The following is an 18,120-nucleotide window of genomic DNA, read 5'->3' on the forward strand; positions in this document are numbered from 1 at the left end:
ATCAGCGTCGAACGGTGGTGCGGACCAGCATCACGTTGTAGTCCTCCCACCGGCTGGCGTTGAAGTACAGCTCGGGGCCGGTGCCGCGCAGAGCGGGGGAGTTCGGCAGCATCATCGGGGCATACAGCTCCAGGTTCGACGGCGCGACCCGGCGCGGCGGGCTCCACGGGCCCTGCGGGCTCGCGGCGGTGCGCATCAGGACGCCGCGCGGACTGTCGAGCATCACGTAGCGGTTCAGGTACGGGCTCCACGACACCGACAACTCGGTGACCGGCCCGCGCACCACGGCTCGCGCGACGTCGGGGTTGCCGACGATCCAGGTCCTGCCGTCCCAGTACTGGTACTTCCCGCGATCGAGGATGTCGCCGGGACGGAAGCGTGCCACGTATGCGGCGCCGAATCGCCCGTTCGGGGTGCCGTACTGGTACACCCAGCCGCTGTCGGCGCCGCCGCCCTTCGCGTAGGCGCTCTGCTGGAACTTGGCGTCGCCCGCCTGGAACGACGGCCACGATGCGGGCACCGGAATGGTGATCCCCGCGTTGACACGGATGGTGTTCTGCGGCGTGTACCAACTGCGGCCGTTGTTGTTCGAGACCGCGATCGCGGAGTAGTTGGTGTACCAGACGCTCGCCGGGCCCCAGGCTCGGACGGACATGTAGTTGACGTACTGCTTGCCGCCGATCGAGATGCCCGCGGTCGGGATGGCGGTCTTCTCGACTCCTTCGACGCCGACGGCGCCGAACATCTCACCCGCGTAGCCGCGGCCGCTGAGGCTGAGGCCGTCGGACAGGTTGCCGTCGGTGGATCGCAGCAGCACATTGTGGCGCCACTGCTGGGCGGGCGCGAGGCAGTTGCCGAAGGTGTCGCCGAAGGCCATCAACGTCTGTCCGCGGCCGTTGTCCCAGGCGACGCCGACGTCGGTGCCGGAGATCCCGAACCGACCGAAGGTCCTGTTCGGGCTCTTGGGGCCGGTGACCCAGCTGATGGTCTTGGTGCCGCCGTGGTCGTAGGCGGGCATCGCCTTCTGCGGACCGATCGGGGAGCCGCCGCGCGGCAGCAGCTTGTTGATGATCGGGATCGGTACTCCGGTTCCGCTGTTGCTGCACGCGCGGGCGTCGGCCGTGCCGGTGGGAACCGCGCTCACCAGCCCGGTCGAGACGGCAGTGCAGGCGAGCAGGGACAGCAGTCGTGAAGGCAATCGCATAGGTCTCAAATCTTCTGGGTCAGGTTCGCGTCCTTACCTTGGTATCAGGTCGCACTCAGTCTGGGACAGAGTCCTCGCCGATCTGTTACCGGAGCGTGGTTCGCATCAGTACCACGTTGTAGTCGTTCCACAGGCTGCCGTTGAAGTACAGTTCCGGCCCGGTGCCTAGGAGCGCCGGGGACTGGGGGAGCATCATCGGCGCGTAGACGCCGTGCCTCGCGTGCACCAGCGTCGTCGGTGCGCTCCACGGGCCTTCGGGGTGATCGGCGGTCCGCAGCTCCAAGCCGGTGCGCGGGCTCTGCAGCATCAGATACTTCCCCAGTCGCTCGCTCCATGCCACGGACAGTTCGGACACCGGGGCCTCGACCACCTGCGCGGCGGCGGCGTCGGCCAGGGCGTCGATCGACGTTGCCCAGTCGCGGCCGGTCCAGTACTGGTAACGATCGAGCTGCAGGACGTCCGCGGGGCGGAAGCGGGCGAGACGAGCGGGACCGGACCGGCCCGACGGCGTGCCGAACTGATAGATCCACCCCGCATCCTCTCGTCGTCCGGCGACGTACGCGGTCTGCTGGAACCCGGCGTTCTGCGCGTTGAGCGGGGGCAGGTCGCCGAGAGTCGGGATCGTGGTGTCGACGTTGATGCGGAGGGTCTCGGGCACCGTGACCCAGGTCTGCCCGTTGTCCGAGGACACGGCGATCGCCGAGAAGTTGGTGTCCCACGATCCCGCGGGACCCCACTTCCGGACCGACATGTAGTTCAGGTACTGCTTGCCGTCGATGGCGATGCCGGACGTGGGGATCGAGGTGACCTCGAGGCCCTCCTGTCCGGCGGCGCCGATCATCTCCCTTGCGAAGTGCGGTCGGTCGGCCGAAACCGACGCCCCGGAACTGGAGTCGCCCGCGACACCGTCGGCGACGGTCAGGCCGTCGGACGGGTCGGCGTCGTCGGTCCGCAACAGCACGTTGTGGCGCCACTGGCCTTTGTCGGCCCGGCAGTCGCCGAAGGTGTCACCGAAGGCCATCAGCGTCTGCCCGGAACCGTTGTCCCAGGCCGCGCCGACGTCGGTGCCGGAGATGCCGAAGCGGGTCAGCGTCCGATTGGCGCTGCGCGGGCCGGTGACCCACGCGACGGCCCTGGTGGTTCCATCGTCGATGCGGGGCAGCGGTCCCTGCGGGCCGTCGGAGTCGACCGCCGACGACCCGAGTCCGCCGAGAGAGCCCGTGCTGAGGAAGGGGAGGAGCGACGAGCCGTTGCCGTTCCGGACGCCGCAGGGCGCAGCGTCTGCGGGGCCGGACCCCACAATGCTCAGTGACAGTGCGACGAGTGCGGTGCACAGGGTGCTTGCTGCCGCGGTGCGGGAGGTGAGGCGACGCATCCGCGGGCTCCTGATCGATGACGGTCGCCACGACCGCGGTGTGGCGGATGTGACAGAAGTGATTCTAGTGATTAAAGGGAATCATGTCCGACAAGTCCTGCGGTAGGGCTTCGCGGTCACGATCTGATCTCGCCCGGAGACTGACTCGTCGGTAAGATCTGGGCTCATGACGCGCGAGAAGATCATCATCACCGGTGCCAGCTCCGGTCTCGGGGAGGGCATGGCCCGGGAGTTCGCCCGCCGAGGCCGCAGCCTGGGCCTCGCGGCGCGTCGCATCGATCGGCTCGAAGCCCTCGCCGCCGACCTGGACTCGACCGCCGCGCAGGTCGCCGTCGCACAGCTCGACGTGACCGACCTCGACGCCGTCCCGGTGGCCTTCGAGAAGCTGGCAGGCGAGCTCGGCGGCGTGGACCGCGTCATCGTCAACGCCGGCCTCGGCAAGGGTGCCCGCATCGGGACCGGCAAGGCGGCGGCGAACCTGGAGACTGTGCAGACCAATCTGGTCGGTGCGCTGGCCCAGGTGGAGGCGGCCATGGCGATCTTCCGCAGACAGAACAGTGGGCACCTGGTCCTCGTCAGCTCGATGAGCGCGGTGCGCGGACTCCCGAAGGCGCAGGCCGCCTACTCGGCGTCGAAGGCCGGACTGTCGGCGCTCGGGCAGGGATTGCAGGCCGAGCTCAAGGGGAGTCCGATCGCGGTCACCGTTCTGCTCCCGGGCTACATCGAGACCGACATCAACCGCGGCGTCAAGACGTCGATGCTGACCGACACGGACACCGGTGTCGCGGCGATGGTGGCCGCCATCGAGGCCGAGCCCAAGCGGGCGGCGGTGCCGTCGTGGCCGTGGACGCCCATCTCGTGGGCGCTGCGCTATCTGCCCGACGCGGTCACCGCGCGTCTCATCTGACGGAGCGCAGCCGGCCGTCGTCCCTGTTCTCGGGACACCCGTGGGCGGAAACGCGGCAGACCGCATAGTGTTGGGCGAATGACGACCACTATGCGGGGATTGTTTGACGGGGGCTCCGACTTCGACATCAGTTCGACCGTGTCATGGCACGCGCTGGCTGCGCATCAGCAGCACATGTACAACCTCCACCTGCGAGAACTGTTCGCCATGGCCCCCGATCGGGGTCGCGAGCTCACCGTCCAGGCCGCCGATCTGCGGATCGACTTCTCGAAGAACCACATCACCCGGGAGACCGTCGAGTTGCTGGCCGCGCTCGCCCGCGAGGCCGGCGTCGAAGAGAAGCGCGACGCGATGTTCGCGGGCGCGCACATCAACACGTCCGAGGACCGCGCCGTCCTGCACACCGCGCTCCGTCTGCCGCGCGATGCGGAGCTCGTCGTCGACGGGCAGGACGTGGTGGCCGACGTCCACGAAGTGCTCGACGCCATGGGCGAGTTCACCGACCGCGTCCGTTCGGGCGAGTGGACCGGGCACACCGGGAAGGCGATCACCGACGTCGTCAACATCGGCATCGGCGGCAGCGACCTGGGCCCCGTCATGGCCTACGAGGCGCTGCGCCACTACCGGCATCCGCGCCTGACCGGACACTTCGTCTCCAACAGCGACCCGTCCGACCTCGCCGCCGCACTCGACGGCCTCGACGCCGAGACGACGCTGTTCGTGGTGTCGTCGAAGACCTTCACCACCCTCGAGACCATCACCAACGCGACCGCCGCCAAGGCGTGGCTGCTGAGCGAGCTCGGGGTCGGCGAGGGCGATCCCGCGGTGGAGAAGCACTTCGTCGCGGTCAGCACCAACGCCGAGGAGGTGTCGGCGTTCGGCATCGACACCGACAACATGTTCGGTTTCTGGAGCTGGGTGGGCGGTCGCTACTCGATCGACTCGGCGATCGGGCTGTCGTTGATGATCGCGATCGGGCGCGAGCGATTCGACGAGTTCCTCGCCGGCTTCCACGCGATCGACGAGCACTTCCGCACCGCGCCGCTGGAGGAGAACGGTCCGGCGCTGCTGGCGCTGGTCGGCCTCTGGTACTCCAACTTCTGGGACGCGCAGTCGCAGGCGGTGATGCCGTACTCCAACGACATGGAACGCTTCCCGGCGTACCTGCAGCAGCTGACGATGGAGTCCAACGGCAAGTCCGTCACCACCGCCGGCCACCACGTCACCACGCCGACCGGCTCCATCTACTGGGGCGAGCCCGGCACCAACGGGCAGCACGCATTCTTCCAACTCCTGCACCAGGGCACGTGGCTGATCCCGGCCGACTTCATCGGCTTCGCCAATCCGGTCGACGACCGCACGACGGCCGACGGGCGGTCGTTCCACGACATCCTCATGGCCAACTTCTTCGCCCAGACCGAAGTCCTCGCGTTCGGCAAGACTGCCGACGACATCGCCGCCGAAGGCGTGCCGCCGGCCCTGGTCCCGCACAAGGTGATGCCCGGCAATCGGCCCACGACGTCGATCCTCGCGCCGCAGCTGACCCCGTCGGTCCTGGGTCAGTTGATCGCGCTGTACGAGCACCAGACCTTCGTGAAGGGCATGGTGTGGGGAATCAACCCCTTCGACCAGTGGGGCGTGGAACTCGGCAAGCAGCAGGCCAACGCCCTGATGGGCGTGATCGGCGACGACGCGGTCCCCGCGCAGCAGCCCGACTCGTCGACCGATGCGATGGTGCGCTGGTACCGCGAGCAGCGCGGGCGGAAGGTGTAGACCACCCGCCACGCGCCGGGTGTCCTACCTCCCCAAGCGGCCGCGGCCGAGGCGCAGCAGGAGCATCGCGAGAGTGTGCCCCTCGGTGCCCAGCGGCTCGAAGCGGTCCAGGACCTTCATCTCGCGGCTGTGCACCAGACGCGGGCCGCCGGTCGCCATCCGGTGCGCACCGATCTTCTTCGAGACGGCGCTGCGCCGCTGGATGGCGGCGAGAATGACGGCGTCCATGCGGTCGATCTCACCGCGGAGTTCGTCGATGTCGTCGGGCAGGGCGTCGACGTCGGAGCTCAGATTCAGGGCGTCGAGGTCGAGGGCGAACGGCGCGGAATTGCTCGTCCCACCGGTCGCGCCGTCGTTGTTCTGCTGATCATCCTGGTCACTCACGGTTTCTGATTTTGCCACGCGCGATCGGCGTTGAGGACGGCGCGTAGGGTGTGGCCGCGAGAGTCGAACACATCCGTCCCGGGGCGACGCAGAGGAGAACCCACGGAATGATCACCGCCAGAAGAGCCGGAACCATTGCACTGGCGCTGATCGCGGCGCAACTCGTCGTCCGCGCCGTACTGGTGGCGTGGGGCGACTTCTACTGGGACGACCTGGTGCTGATCGGCCGCGCGTCGTCGCACTCCATCCTGAGCTGGGACTTCCTCGGGCACAGCCACGACGGGCACTTCATGCCCGGGGCCTTCCTGGTCGCGGGCGTCACCACGCTGCTCGCACCCGTCCAGTGGTGGTTGCCGGCGGCGACCCTGGTGGTGCTGCAGGCTGCGGCGTCGTTCGCGGTGTGGCGGATGATCCGCGCTCTGGCCCCTCGCGCGCCCGGCTGGGGACTGGCCGCGCTCGCGTTCTACCTGTTCACGCCGATGACCGTGGCCGGCTACATCTGGTGGGCGGCCGCCCTCAACACCCTGCCGATGCAGATCGTGATGGCCGTGGTGGTGGCCAACGTGGTGATCCTGGTGCGCGACCGGCCCGACGGTCGGCGTGGTCGACGGCTGACGATCGGGGCGGTGGCGGCGTTCGTCGTCGCACTGCTGTTCTTCGAGAAGTCGCTGTTCATCCTTCCTGTGGCCTTCGTCGCCGCGCTGCTCGCGCTGCGCGGTGCCACCCGCCCCCAGTGGTCCGGTGGGGAAGTGGACTACCGGCAGTCGCCGCTCACCCAGACCTTCCTGCGCGCCCGGACGCTGTGGCTCACGCTCGGTGGGATCTTCGTGGCGTGGACCGTGCTGTTCCTGGCGACCTCGACCGCCACCGCCGGGGTGCACTCCCTCGGGCAGACGGCCCACCTGGTGTGGCGGAGCGTCAACAACGCGATCGTCCCGTCGCTGGTCGGCGGACCGTGGTCGTGGGACCGGTGGACGCCGTCACCGCCGATGGGCTTCCCGTCCGTGTGGATGATCGTGGCGGGCTGGGTCGTGCTGGTCGCGGTGATCGCCGCGACCGTGAAGACCAAGCGCGGAGCCCCGATGATCTGGGTGTTCACCCTGCTGTACGCGGTCGGCGCGCAGATCCCGGTGATGTGGAACCGCTCCAGCGACAACACCGCCCTCGAACTCGCTCAGACCATGCGCTACCTGCCCGACACCGCGCTCGTCCTCGCCATCGCGTTCGCGCTTCTGGCCGCCGCGCCGCGCGACGTCGGCGCGCACACGGCCGACGCACCGGCGCCGAGCCGGCGGCTCGCCACGGTCGGTGTGGTCGGCGGCGTGCTGGTCACGGTGTCGGCGATGGTCGCGACGATGTCGTACGGGCAGTCGTGGCGCGACGATCCCACCGGCGAGTACCTCGCCAACGCCCGGGCCTCGCTGGCGCAGATGGACGGCAAGGTGATGTTCGACCAGCCGGTCCCGCTGGAGGTCCTGCTGCCGGTCGCCTACCCGAACAACATGATCAGTCACGTCTTCGGGCGGGTCGCCCAGCGGCCCGACTTCGGGAACGTGACCGATCAACTGAAAGTCCTCGACCCCGACGGGAAGCTGGTCGCCGGCGCCGTGACCCCGACCCGCACGTTCAAGCCGAGTCGGGGGAGTTGCGCGAAGCCGGGGATCGACGGACCCGCGCAGCTGCCCCTCAGCGGACCGCTGCTGGACTGGAAGTTCACCGTCGGCTTCAGCTACTGCGCCGACCGCGACGGGGTCGTCGAACTCCGGTTGGAGGGCGGCCTGCCCGTGCAGGCACCCGTTCGCGCGGGCCTGCACGCGCTCTACGTTCAACTCGACGGTCACGGCGACGCCGTGCAGATCCGCCCGGTCACGCCCGGGCTGCGCCTGCACACCGGCGACGGTCGCCTCGGCGAGCCCGCGATGGCGGCGCTGGTGCCGTAGCTGCAAGTCTTACTTGTCGGTGCCCGCGGGTAGCCTGGACAGGCCATGAACACTTCACTTGCTGCCGCGACCGAGACCACGCTGAGCGACCGGGGACGCGAACTCCTCGACGGACTCAACCCGCAGCAACGAGAAGCCGTCCTGCACGCGGGATCCCCGCTGCTGATCGTCGCCGGTGCGGGCTCGGGCAAGACCGCCGTGCTGACCCGCCGCATCGCGTTCCTGCTCGCCGAGCGCGACGTGACGCCCGGACAGATCCTGGCGATCACCTTCACCAACAAGGCGGCGGCCGAGATGCGCGAACGCGTCATCGACCTCGTCGGACCGCGCGCCGCCTACATGTGGGTGTCGACCTTCCATTCCACCTGCGTGCGGATCCTCCGCGCCCAGTCGGGGCTGCTCGGGAACCGCAACTCCAACTTCTCCATCTACGATGCCGACGACTCCCGCCGCCTCATCGGCATGGTGGTCCGCGACCTGGAACTCGACCCCAAGAAGTTCAGTCCCCGCGGCGTCGGCACGCAGATCTCGAACTTCAAGAACGAGCTCAAAGACCCCGACGACGCCGCGGCCGAGGCCGCTGCCGAAGGCAACACCGACCTCACCGCGGGTGCCATCGCGCAGATCTACGCCGAGTACCAGCGGCGCCTGGCCGCGGCCAACGCCTTCGACTTCGACGACCTCATCGGCGAGACCGTCTCCCTGCTGCAACGGCACCCCAACGTCGCCGAGTACTACCGTCGCCGCTTCCGGCACGTCCTGATCGACGAGTACCAGGACACCAACCACGCGCAGTACGTGCTGGTCCGAGAACTGGTCGGCGAGAAGGTCACCGAGTCCGGACTGGAGCCGTCCGAACTGTGCGTGGTCGGTGACGCCGACCAGTCCATCTACGCCTTCCGCGGTGCGACGATCCGCAACATCGAGGAGTTCGAGCGCGACTACCCGGACGCCGAGACCATCCTCCTGGAGCAGAACTACCGCTCCACGCAGACCATCCTGTCCGCGGCCAACGCCGTCATCTCCCGCAACGCGGGCCGCCGCGAGAAGAAGCTGTGGACCGATTCCGGCGACGGCGACCTCATCGTCGGCTACGTCGCCGACTCCGACCGCGACGAGTCCGCCTTCATCGCCAAGCAGATCGAAGAGCTCGTCGACTACTCGATCGGCGGATCGGCCAGCCACACCTACGCCGACGTCGCCGTCTTCTACCGAACCAACACCGGCTCGCGCTCGCTGGAAGAGGTCTTCGTCCGCCACGGCATCCCCTACAAGGTGGTCGGCGGAACCAAGTTCTATGAGCGCAAGGAGGTCCGCGACATCGTCGCCTACCTGCGCGTGGTCGCCAACCCGGACGACGCGGTCAGCCTCCGCCGGATCCTCAACACCCCGCGCCGCGGCATCGGCGACCGCGCCGAGGCCTGCGTCGCCGTGCACGCCGAGAACCTCGGCATCAGCTTCTACCAGGCGCTCGTCGACGCCACCGAGAACCGCGTCGCGCTCCTCAACACCCGCGCCGTCAAACAGATCACCTCGTTCGTCAACCTCATCGAAGGCTTCCGCAGCGACTTCCTGATGGCGTTCGGTGCCGTCGGAGGCGAGCAGGTCGACGACGCCGTCGCCGACGCCACCACCGAAGGCGCCGACATCGGCGAACTCGTCGACGCCATCGTCGACCGCAGCGGCTACCGCGCCGAACTCGAAGGCTCCAACGACCCGCAGGACGCAGCCCGGCTCGACAACCTCAACGAGCTCATCGCCGTCGCCCGGGACTTCAGCGCCGAGGCCGCCCAGGCCGCCGAAGAGGCACCCGACGACGAGACCGACGAGGACGGAGAGATCGTCGGCGACGGCGAACCCGAGCCCGGTTCGCTCGCCGCCTTCCTCGAGAAGGTCTCGCTCGTCGCCGACGCCGACCAGGTCCCCGACGAAGGGGAGGGCGTCGTCACGATGATGACCCTCCACACCGCCAAGGGTCTGGAGTTCCCCGTCGTCTTCGTCACCGGTTGGGAAGACGGCCACTTTCCGCACATGCGCGCCCTCGGCGATCCCGCCGAACTCAGCGAGGAACGACGCCTCGCCTACGTCGGCATCACCCGGGCCCGGGAGAAGCTGTACCTGACCCGAGCCATGTCGCGTGCCTCCTGGGGGCAGCCGGTCTCCAACCCCGAATCCCGCTTCCTCCAAGAGATCCCGCAGCACCTCATCGACTGGCGACGCACCGAACCCAAACGCGGCATGCGCGACCACGGCTCCCGCGGCGGCAGCTTCGGGTTCGGCTCCACCCGTGGCGGATCGTCGTTCGGGGGTTCGTCGTTCGGGGGTTCCGACGGCGGCTTCGGTTCCGGCATGCGCGGGCGGTCGTCGTACTCCTCCGACCCCACCCGCGGCCGCAACAAGAACGTCCACTACGAGATCGGCGACCGCATGAACCACCCCCAGTACGGCATGGGGAAGGCCGTCGCCAAGGAAGGCAGCGGCGTCACCGAACGGATCACGTTCGACTTCGGAGGCAGCGTGGGGCGGGTCACGCTGATGACTGTTGGCGGGTTGCCTGGGGAGAAGCTGTAGTTCTGTGGCTTGGCGGGGAGATCGGCGACGCGAGAAGTTCTTTCCTCGGCAGTCCTCGCTCCTCGGCTAGCGCCTCGTCCCTGCGGAGAGCTCGACGAAAACTTGCTCGGCGCCCCTCTCCGGGCCGTTCCAGCGTTTCCCGGCCGTCGTCGTGACCCTTTTGTTTGATCTGGGTCCCAGCGTCTTCTTACGTTGCGGGTTGGTGCCTCCATCGCTGATTGAGCCGCGACGAACGTAGTGAGGAGCGTGTCGAAATCACGTGACGATCGGCTGGAGGTCCGCATCGGTGACGCGGTCACCACCGATCCCGTATCCGCGTAACTCGGCGGGATCCGCGTAGTTCTGAACTACGCGGATCTCGGTGAACTACGCGATCTCGGTGAACTACGCGGATGCGTAGATGCGTCTGTCGGGGACTGGAGTTGCGTCTGCCGGCGACAGATGCGTCGTCTGGGACGACGCAAGTGTTGGTGGGAGACGCGGATGTGGGCGAGAGGAGCGAAAAGCCCCGCACCTGGCGGTGCGGGGCCTCGTTCTGTAAGTCTCAGTTCGTCAGCGCGGAGAGCTTGACGCCTTCCTTCGCGAGCCAGGGAGCGGGATCGACCTTCACCATGTGGCCGCCCTTCGGGATCCACTTCTCGAAGTGGAGGTGCGGGCCTGTCGAGAAGCCCTCGCTGCCGACCAGTCCGATGACGTCGCCCGCGGTGACCTTCTCGCCCTTCGACACGTTCACGCCCGACGCCGACATGTGGCCGTACATCGTGATGGTGCCGTCCGGAGCCTTGATCTGAATCCAGTTGCCGTAACCCGACGCCGGGCCGGCCGCGACGACGACGCCGTCGGTCGCCGCGTGAATCGGCGTGCCCAGCGGGGCGGCCATGTCGATGCCGCCGTGGAACGAACCCCACCGCGGCGCGAACGCCGAGGTCAGCTGGTAGACGCCGAGCGGCAGCGGGCTCACGACCAGCGGCTTGCGCTTCGCGGCTTCGGCCGCGGCCTTCGCCTTCTGGTCGGCGGTGCCGATCGCCAACTGCGAGTCGAGGTCGGAGAGGTCGGCGTTCGACGCGGAACCGACGGCCCGCGGAGCAGACGCATCGTTCGTCACATTCGCGGCGGGCGTGACGTTCGCGGCCGGAGTGGGTGCCGGTGCGGGAGTCGAAGCCAACGGGCTCGGCTGGCTGTCGCCCGCCGAACCGGTGACCGCCATCGCGGTGGCCCCGGCGGCGATCGCCAGCAGTGCAGTGCGTGCACGCAGGGCAGCGGGCGGTGCCTGCAGGCGGTGCCGCGGCTTCGGTCGCACCGCGGCCGGAGCGGCCTCGGGAGCGTCGTCGAGCTGCGTCTCCGCAGGCAGAAGGATCTCGGTGGTGCTGACGGTGTCGCTGATCGGTCCGGCGTCGTCACGGACGGCGTCGCCGCCCAGGCCCAGGCGCAAGCGGCGCGACGGGAGCGGAAAGTCGTGGGTGGCGGGGGTGTCGATGGGTGCAGAGACGTCTTGGCGAGCAGCCGTGTCCTCACGGTCGAGAAGGCTCCGTGTTGCCAAGTCGTTCACCTCAATCGCATTTCACGCAGACGCCCTGTCAGGGGTGTCCATGTCGTGACCTAGTCGTTACCAACCCCACTGACGGTAACGAACGCCAAGCGTGAAGTCTACCGGCGGGTTGCCTCCACTCCTCATTCTGGCTGCTCAACGGCGGAATCTTCGGTGCATATGGGTTACTGGCGAGTAGGGCGTGATTATTCGCACAAGGTTGGGGGGAGGTGCAAAAGCGATGGGCTCGGGGCATTAGAGTCGCCTATGGCCCGCGTTACACCGAAGCGGGCGGAACATTACTTCAGATGGTGAGCTGAATGGATCTCTTCGAATACCAGGCGAAGGAACTGTTCGCCAAGCATGGGGTACCCACCACACCCGGTCGGGTGACCGATACTGCCGCTGATGCGCGCGCGATTGCCGAGGAAATCGGTAAGCCCGTGATGATCAAGGCGCAGGTCAAGGTCGGCGGCCGTGGTAAGGCGGGTGGCGTCAAGTACGCCGCGACCCCTGATGACGCACAGACGCACGCTGAAAACATCCTCGGGCTCGATATCAAGGGCCACGTTGTCAAGCGCCTCCTCGTTGCCGAGGCCAGTGACATCGCGGAGGAGTACTACATCTCGTTCCTGCTTGACCGCGCGAACCGCACCTACCTGGCCATGTGCTCGGTCGAGGGCGGCATGGAGATCGAAGAGGTCGCGGCCACCAAGCCCGAGCGCCTCGCCAAGATCGCCGTCGACGCAGTCAAGGGCGTCGACCTCGCGTTCGCTCGCGAGATCGCCGAGAAGGGACACCTGCCCGCCGAGGTCCTCGACGCCGCAGCCGTGACCATCCAGAAGCTCTGGGAGACCTTCGTCGCCGAAGACGCCCTGCTGGTCGAGGTCAACCCGCTCGTCCGCACCCCGGACGACCAGATCCTCGCCCTCGACGGCAAGGTGACCCTGGACGGCAACGCCGACTTCCGTCAGGCCGGCCACGCGGACTTCCAGGACAAGGACGCGACCGATCCCCTCGAGCTCAAGGCTCAGGAGAACGACCTCAACTACGTCAAGCTCGACGGACAGGTCGGTGTCATCGGTAACGGTGCCGGTCTGGTCATGTCGACCCTCGACGTCGTCGCCTACGCGGGCGAGAACCACGGCGGCGTCAAGCCCGCCAACTTTCTGGACATCGGCGGCGGCGCATCGGCCGACGTCATGGCCGCGGGTCTCGACGTCATCCTCGGTGACGAGCAGGTCAAGAGCGTCTTCGTGAACGTCTTCGGCGGCATCACCGCCTGTGACGCGGTCGCCAACGGCATCATCGGCGCGCTCGCCAAGCTGGGCGACGCCGCCAGCAAGCCGCTGGTCGTCCGTCTCGACGGCAACAAGGTCGAGGAGGGTCGCAAGATCCTCGCTGAGGCCAACCACCCGCTGGTGACCGTGGCCGAGACCATGGACGCCGGCGCCGACAAGGCCGCCGAGCTGGCGAACAAGTAGGAGACGAAGCAGACTCATGTCGATCTACCTGAACAAGAACAACAAGGTCATCGTCCAGGGCATCACCGGCGGCGAGGGCACCAAGCACACCGCGCTGATGCTGAAGGCCGGCACCAACGTCGTCGGCGGCGTCAATGCCCGCAAGGCCGGCACCACCGTGTCGCACGTCGACGCCGACGGCAACGCCGTCGAGCTGCCGGTGTTCGCGTCGGTCGCCGAGGCCATGGAGAAGACCGGGGCCGACACCTCGATCGCCTTCGTGCCCCCCGCCTTCTCGAAGGACGCCATCATCGAGGCCATCGACGCGGAGATCCCGCTGCTCGTGGTCATCACCGAGGGCATCCCCGTCCAGGACTCGGCGTACGCCTGGGCGTACAACGTCGACAAGGGCGAGAAGACCCGCATCATCGGCCCGAACTGCCCCGGCATCATCACGCCGGGCGAGGCCCTGGTCGGCATCACCCCGAACAACATCACCGGCAAGGGCCCGATCGGCCTCGTGTCGAAGTCGGGCACCCTGACCTACCAGATGATGTACGAGCTGCGTGACCTCGGCTTCTCGAGCGCCATCGGCATCGGCGGCGACCCGGTCATCGGCACCACGCACATCGACGCCATCGAGGCCTTCGAGAACGACCCGGAGACCAAGCTCATCGTCATGATCGGCGAGATCGGCGGCGACGCCGAGGAGCGTGCGGCCGAGTACATCAAGGCCAACGTCACCAAGCCGGTCGTCGGCTACGTCGCGGGCTTCACGGCTCCGGAGGGCAAGACCATGGGCCACGCCGGCGCCATCGTCTCCGGCAGCTCCGGCACCGCGCAGGCCAAGAAGGAGGCCCTCGAGGCCGCAGGCGTCAAGGTCGGCAAGACGCCGAGCGAGACCGCCGCACTGGCACGCGAGCTCTTCGCAGCACTCTGATCGAACCCTCGGCCTCCGGGCCGACCGCTTGATCCCCCAGCGCCCCGGCGCGGCAGCAATGCCGCCCGGGGCGCTGGGCGTCTGCGCCATAATCAAGCGGTGATAACGGAACTGGTGACCGGCACGGTGAATCGTGCGATCGGCGTCCCGCGCGCGGTGATCCGCGGAGTGTTGGCCGAGGCGATCACCTTCCTCACCGAAGAGGTGGACCTGACCGAGGTGCTGATCGCCGCCGTCGACCTGGACCGGGTCCTGCAGTCGGTCGACCTCGACGCCCTGATCAAGCGCCTCGACATCCAGGCGGTTCTCGACGGAATCGACCTGAATCCGATCCTCGCGCGTCTCGATCTCAACCCGGTTCTCCAACGGCTCGACCTGAACCCGGTGCTCGCGACAGTCGACGTCGACGCCGTGATCGACCGCGTCGACATCGACAAGGCGGTGCGCGGAGTCGACATCGACGGCGTGCTCGCCCGCGTCGATCTCGTGACCGTCGGCAACCGCGTGATCGACGGGGTCGACCTGTCGGCCATCGTGCGCGACGCGTCGTCGACGGTGACCACCGAGATGATCTCCGACGTGCGCAGCAGCAGTGAGCGGGCGGACGACGCCGTCGAGGGCTTCGTGAACCGCGTCCTTCGGCGGAAGCCCACCGATGACGAGTGAACTCCGGACCGCTGGCATAGTCAGCAGACTCATCGCCGCGGTCATCGACGTGGTGATCGTTGCCGCGGTCCTCGGCGGCGGCTACCTGGGCACCACTCTGCTGCTGTTCGCTCTCGACGTCCGGACCTTCACGTTCCCGCAGATCGGCTGGTGGTTCACGACCACCGGTTTCGTCGTCGCGTCGTTCCTGTATCTGGCTCTCTGCTGGATGTCGACGGGCCGCACCATCGGTGCCGTGATGATGGGGCTGCGCGTGGTCCGGATCAGCGGACGCCGACTGCACGTGGCCCAGGCGGTGCTGCGCGCCGCCGCCTGCGTGGCGTTCCCGATCGGGCTGTTCTGGGTGGTGCTCTCCCCGAAGCGGCTGTCGCTGCAGGACACCGTGCTGCGCACGACGGTGGTGTACAGGACGACGCCACAGCAGACGACGCGACGCGGTGCTCGAGTCGACGCCTTCCCACTGTCCGAGTCGGGTGATTAGATACCGGCATGACGAATCCACAGGAACCGGGCCACGCGGAGCGGCAGAACCCGACCGGCCCACCCGGACCCGAGTCCGAGCGCTGGGCGGCGGCACCGTCGTGGTCCGACCAGACGCAAGCGGTGCCCACCTACGCCGCCGGTCCGCAGACGGGCTTCCCCCAACCGCCACAGGGGCAGCCCTACGGGCCGGGCTTCGGCCCGATGCCGGTGGCTCCGCGGCCGTCCTTCGTCAGTCGACTTCCGCGCCCCGCGCTGATGGCGTTGACGGCGTCGGTGGCGGGCATCATCACCTTCTTCATGGGGTTCCTCGGGTGGATCACCATCACCGACACCATCGACCGGAAGGCCGAGAACTGGGCCAACGAACTCGGTGACAGCGTCAGCATTCCGGCGTATCTGACGCCCTCGCTGGTCTTGAGTCCCGGCTGGTTCTTCCTGCTGCTGGGTGCTGTCGCGGTGGCGAGCGCGGGTCTCATCGCGCCGAAGCTGCGCCACTTCCTGCCGTATCTGGCGTTTCTGGCGGTCGTCGGCTGGCTGGGCCTGTTCGTCTGCGCCCTGGGGCTGCCGCCGTTCATCTCGCTCGGCGCCGGTGCCTATGTGGCGCTGATCTTCGGGTTCCTGCAGGCCGCGCTCCTGGTGGTGGCCGCGGTGTTGGACGGTATGGACGACCGGCCGAGCGGCCCGGTCCAGCCCGGCGGACAAGCGCCGCCCGCCGGTCCCGGATTCCCGCCCCGTCTGGGGTTCTGACCGGCCCTCGCGCCGGGGCCCGGTGAGGCATCATCGGACACATGCGAGTTGATCGACCGGATGCGAACGCCATGATCGACGCGGCGTTGGACCCGGAGTCCTGGGAATCGTGGGATCGGCCCGGCGAGGTGGAGTCGGTGCTGACCGGCCGCGGTACCGCGGGCGGTCGACCGGTGGCCCTGGTGGTCAGCGAGTTCGGTGTCGCCGGCGGATCGATCGGCGCCGTCGCCGGTCAGCGGATCGCCGACGCCGTCCGCCGCGCGACCGCCGAACGACTTCCGATCCTCGCGATGCCCGCCTCGGGCGGCACCCGCATGCAGGAGGGCACTCCCGCGTTCCTGCAGATGTCCGCGATCACGGCGGTCGTAAACGACCACCGCGACGCGGGCCTGCCGTACCTGGTGTACCTCCGGCATCCCACCACCGGCGGCGTCTTCGCCTCGTGGGGTTCGCTGGGCGACGCCATCTGGGCGCAACCCGGTGCGCTGACCGGCTTCCTGGGCCCCAAGGTGTACGCGGGCATCTACGGGGAGCCGTTCCCGCCGGGCGTCCAGTACTCCGACAACCTGCGGCGCCTCGGCTTCATCGACGAGGTCTTCGCGCCCGCCGCCCTGGGGCGACGACTCGCCAGACTGCTCGAAGCGCTCGACCCGGCCGCCGAGGCCGTCCGAACCGGCCGCGTGGGGTCGCTGGCCGCGGTAGGGGTCGACGATGCGTGGGCGGCGGTGGAAGCGACCAGGGTGCGGGGGCGAACCGGTCTCGGAGCCCTCGAGGCACACCTTGGTGCACTCCACGTCGCCGGTGACGGACCCATCCGCTTCTCGATCGCCCGCTTCGGCAGCCGACCGACCGTCCTGGTCGGGCAGGATCGCGGCGTGCAGTCCGCCGGCCATCTGATCTCGGCGCCCGAACTGCGCGTCGCCCGGCGCGCGATCGAGCTCGCCGACCGGTGGTCGCTGCCCCTCGTGACCGTCGTCGACACCAGCGGCGGAGAGCTGTCCGCCGACGCGGAGGAGTCGGGACTGGCCAGGCAGATCGCGCACTGCACCGCCGAACTCCTCGGGGCGCGCGTGCCGACCGCGTCCATCCTGCTGGGGCAGGGGACCGGCGGCGCGGCACTGGCGATGTTCCCGACCGACCTGCGGATCGCCGCGTCGGACGCGTGGCTCTCACCGCTGCCGCCGGAAGGGGCCAGCATCATCATGCACGGCGATGTCGACCATGCGCCGACGATGGCGCGAGAGCAGCACATCTGGTCCCGCGACCTTCGTGAGCTGGGGATTCTCGACGCCGTCGCCGACACGGTGGACGAACTCGTCGCACGGATCGACGCTTGGGCCGCGTCGGATCCGCAGCCCGATCGGGCCGGGCGGGTGCGGGTCGGGCGGTAGAGTCGGCACCGCCATGTCATCCGATCCCGTCACGCCGCCGCGCCCGGCGACCCGTCGCGAACAGGCGAAAGCTGCACGCCGCGTGGAGATCCTCGCCTCCGCCGCCCGCCAGTTCGCGCTGCGCGGATACCAGGGCGTGCGGTTGGAGGACATCGGCGCGGACGTCGGCATCAGCGGTCCGGCCATGTACCGGCACTTCGCGTCGAAGACCGACCTGCTCGACACGATCCTCGTCGACGTCTCCGAACAGCTCCACGAGGGGGGAGTGGCGGCGGCGTCGTCGCCCGGGTCGCCCGACGACCGCCTGCACCGCCTCATCGAGTTCCACATCGACGTTCTGGTGACCCGCCCCGATCTGATCAGCGTGCAGGACCGCGACCTGTTCTCCCTGTCCGAGGACGCCCGGTACCGGGTGCGGTCGCTGCAGCGTCGCTACGTGGAGGAGTGGGTGCGGGTCCTGTGTGAGCGCGCGACCGAGCGGGGCGCCGAATTGGAGGCCGTCGAGGCCCGGGTGCGGATCCACGCGATATTCGGCCTGCTCAACTCCTCACCGCGCCTGCCCGCGTTTGCGCCGGATCGCTTGCGCGACCTGCTGATCGGCATGGCACTGCGCGCCCTCGACGGCTGATCGCCGGAATCGGTCGCGGAAAGTCCCTGACGTCGGCGCGAACATTCGGGAAACTCATCTCGCAGACCACTGGAAAATGTGGCCGCACTCACCTATCCTCAATTTCAGTTAATGAAAACT

Annotated in this window: 15 protein-coding genes; 11 read left to right on the forward strand and 4 right to left on the reverse strand. The window is 68.4% G+C overall.

From position 1 onward, the window contains the following. Position 1 precedes the first annotated feature (1 nt). Positions 2 to 1,204: a DUF4185 domain-containing protein gene (locus tag ACH46_RS04055; RefSeq protein ID WP_082399384.1), complete on the reverse strand. Its 1,203-nt coding sequence runs from the start codon at positions 1,202 to 1,204 to the stop codon at positions 2 to 4. A gap of 85 nt (positions 1,205 to 1,289) precedes the next feature. Continuing rightward, entirely contained in the window at positions 1,290 to 2,579 is a 1,290-nt protein-coding gene (locus ACH46_RS04060) for a DUF4185 domain-containing protein (protein ID WP_062391795.1), read from the reverse strand. 166 nt (positions 2,580 to 2,745) lie between these two features. Here ACH46_RS04060 and ACH46_RS04065 point away from each other — a divergent pair, with 166 nt between their 5' ends. Together ACH46_RS04065 and pgi are read left to right on the forward strand one after the other, a co-directional pair. Then, a complete protein-coding gene (locus tag ACH46_RS04065) occupies positions 2,746 to 3,486 on the forward strand; it encodes an SDR family oxidoreductase (RefSeq protein WP_062391796.1) in 741 nt (246 codons plus the stop codon). Between the two features lie 78 nt (positions 3,487 to 3,564). Next, positions 3,565 to 5,259: a glucose-6-phosphate isomerase gene (gene pgi, locus ACH46_RS04070; RefSeq protein WP_120298692.1), complete on the forward strand. Its 1,695-nt coding sequence runs from the start codon at positions 3,565 to 3,567 to the stop codon at positions 5,257 to 5,259. A 24-nt stretch (positions 5,260 to 5,283) separates the two neighbouring features. On the opposite strand, the gene ACH46_RS04075 is transcribed toward pgi, so the two are convergent. Then, positions 5,284 to 5,556 (reverse strand): chorismate mutase, encoded by a 273-nt coding sequence (locus ACH46_RS04075; RefSeq protein ID WP_226995849.1) that lies wholly within the window; start codon positions 5,554 to 5,556, stop codon positions 5,284 to 5,286. 194 nt (positions 5,557 to 5,750) lie between these two features. Between ACH46_RS04075 and ACH46_RS04080 the strand changes: the two genes are divergently transcribed. Beyond that, entirely contained in the window at positions 5,751 to 7,583 is a 1,833-nt protein-coding gene (locus ACH46_RS04080) for a hypothetical protein (protein WP_062391799.1), read from the forward strand. Positions 7,584 to 7,628: 45 nt separating this feature from the next. Then, a complete protein-coding gene (locus ACH46_RS04085; protein WP_062391800.1) occupies positions 7,629 to 10,154 on the forward strand; it encodes a UvrD-helicase domain-containing protein in 2,526 nt (841 codons plus the stop codon). Between the two features lie 544 nt (positions 10,155 to 10,698). Here ACH46_RS04085 and ACH46_RS04090 read toward each other — a convergent pair. Further along, positions 10,699 to 11,703: a M23 family metallopeptidase gene (locus ACH46_RS04090; protein WP_082399386.1), complete on the reverse strand. Its 1,005-nt coding sequence runs from the start codon at positions 11,701 to 11,703 to the stop codon at positions 10,699 to 10,701. Positions 11,704 to 12,002: 299 nt separating this feature from the next. Here ACH46_RS04090 and sucC point away from each other — a divergent pair, with 299 nt between their 5' ends. The 7 genes from sucC (at position 12,003) to ACH46_RS04125 (ending at position 18,000) form a co-directional block, all read left to right on the forward strand. Then, positions 12,003 to 13,166, forward strand: coding sequence for an ADP-forming succinate--CoA ligase subunit beta (gene sucC, locus ACH46_RS04095; protein WP_062391801.1), 1,164 nt, complete (start codon positions 12,003 to 12,005; stop codon positions 13,164 to 13,166). 16 nt (positions 13,167 to 13,182) lie between these two features. Further along, positions 13,183 to 14,085, forward strand: a complete 903-nt coding sequence (gene sucD / locus ACH46_RS04100) for a succinate--CoA ligase subunit alpha (RefSeq protein ID WP_062391802.1) — start codon at positions 13,183 to 13,185, stop codon at positions 14,083 to 14,085. Between the two features lie 99 nt (positions 14,086 to 14,184). Continuing rightward, positions 14,185 to 14,751 carry a hypothetical protein gene (locus tag ACH46_RS04105; protein WP_062391803.1) on the forward strand — a complete coding sequence of 189 codons (567 nt, stop codon included), beginning with the start codon at positions 14,185 to 14,187 and terminating at the stop codon, positions 14,749 to 14,751. Beyond that, positions 14,741 to 15,232 (forward strand): RDD family protein, encoded by a 492-nt coding sequence (locus ACH46_RS04110; protein WP_082399388.1) that lies wholly within the window; start codon positions 14,741 to 14,743, stop codon positions 15,230 to 15,232. The genes ACH46_RS04105 and ACH46_RS04110 overlap by 11 nt, the downstream gene beginning before the upstream one ends. Before the next feature lie 8 nt (positions 15,233 to 15,240). Further along, a complete protein-coding gene (locus ACH46_RS04115; protein WP_062391804.1) occupies positions 15,241 to 15,981 on the forward strand; it encodes a DUF5336 domain-containing protein in 741 nt (246 codons plus the stop codon). 41 nt (positions 15,982 to 16,022) lie between these two features. Then, positions 16,023 to 17,372 (forward strand): carboxyl transferase domain-containing protein, encoded by a 1,350-nt coding sequence (locus ACH46_RS04120; RefSeq protein ID WP_226995757.1) that lies wholly within the window; start codon positions 16,023 to 16,025, stop codon positions 17,370 to 17,372. A 13-nt stretch (positions 17,373 to 17,385) separates the two neighbouring features. Further along, complete coding sequence (locus tag ACH46_RS04125; protein ID WP_062391806.1) at positions 17,386 to 18,000, forward strand: TetR/AcrR family transcriptional regulator; 615 nt, start codon at positions 17,386 to 17,388, stop codon at positions 17,998 to 18,000. The last annotated feature ends 120 nt before the right edge of the window (positions 18,001 to 18,120 follow it).

Source organism: Gordonia phthalatica, from assembly GCF_001305675.1.
Taxonomy (GTDB): domain Bacteria; phylum Actinomycetota; class Actinomycetes; order Mycobacteriales; family Mycobacteriaceae; genus Gordonia; species Gordonia phthalatica.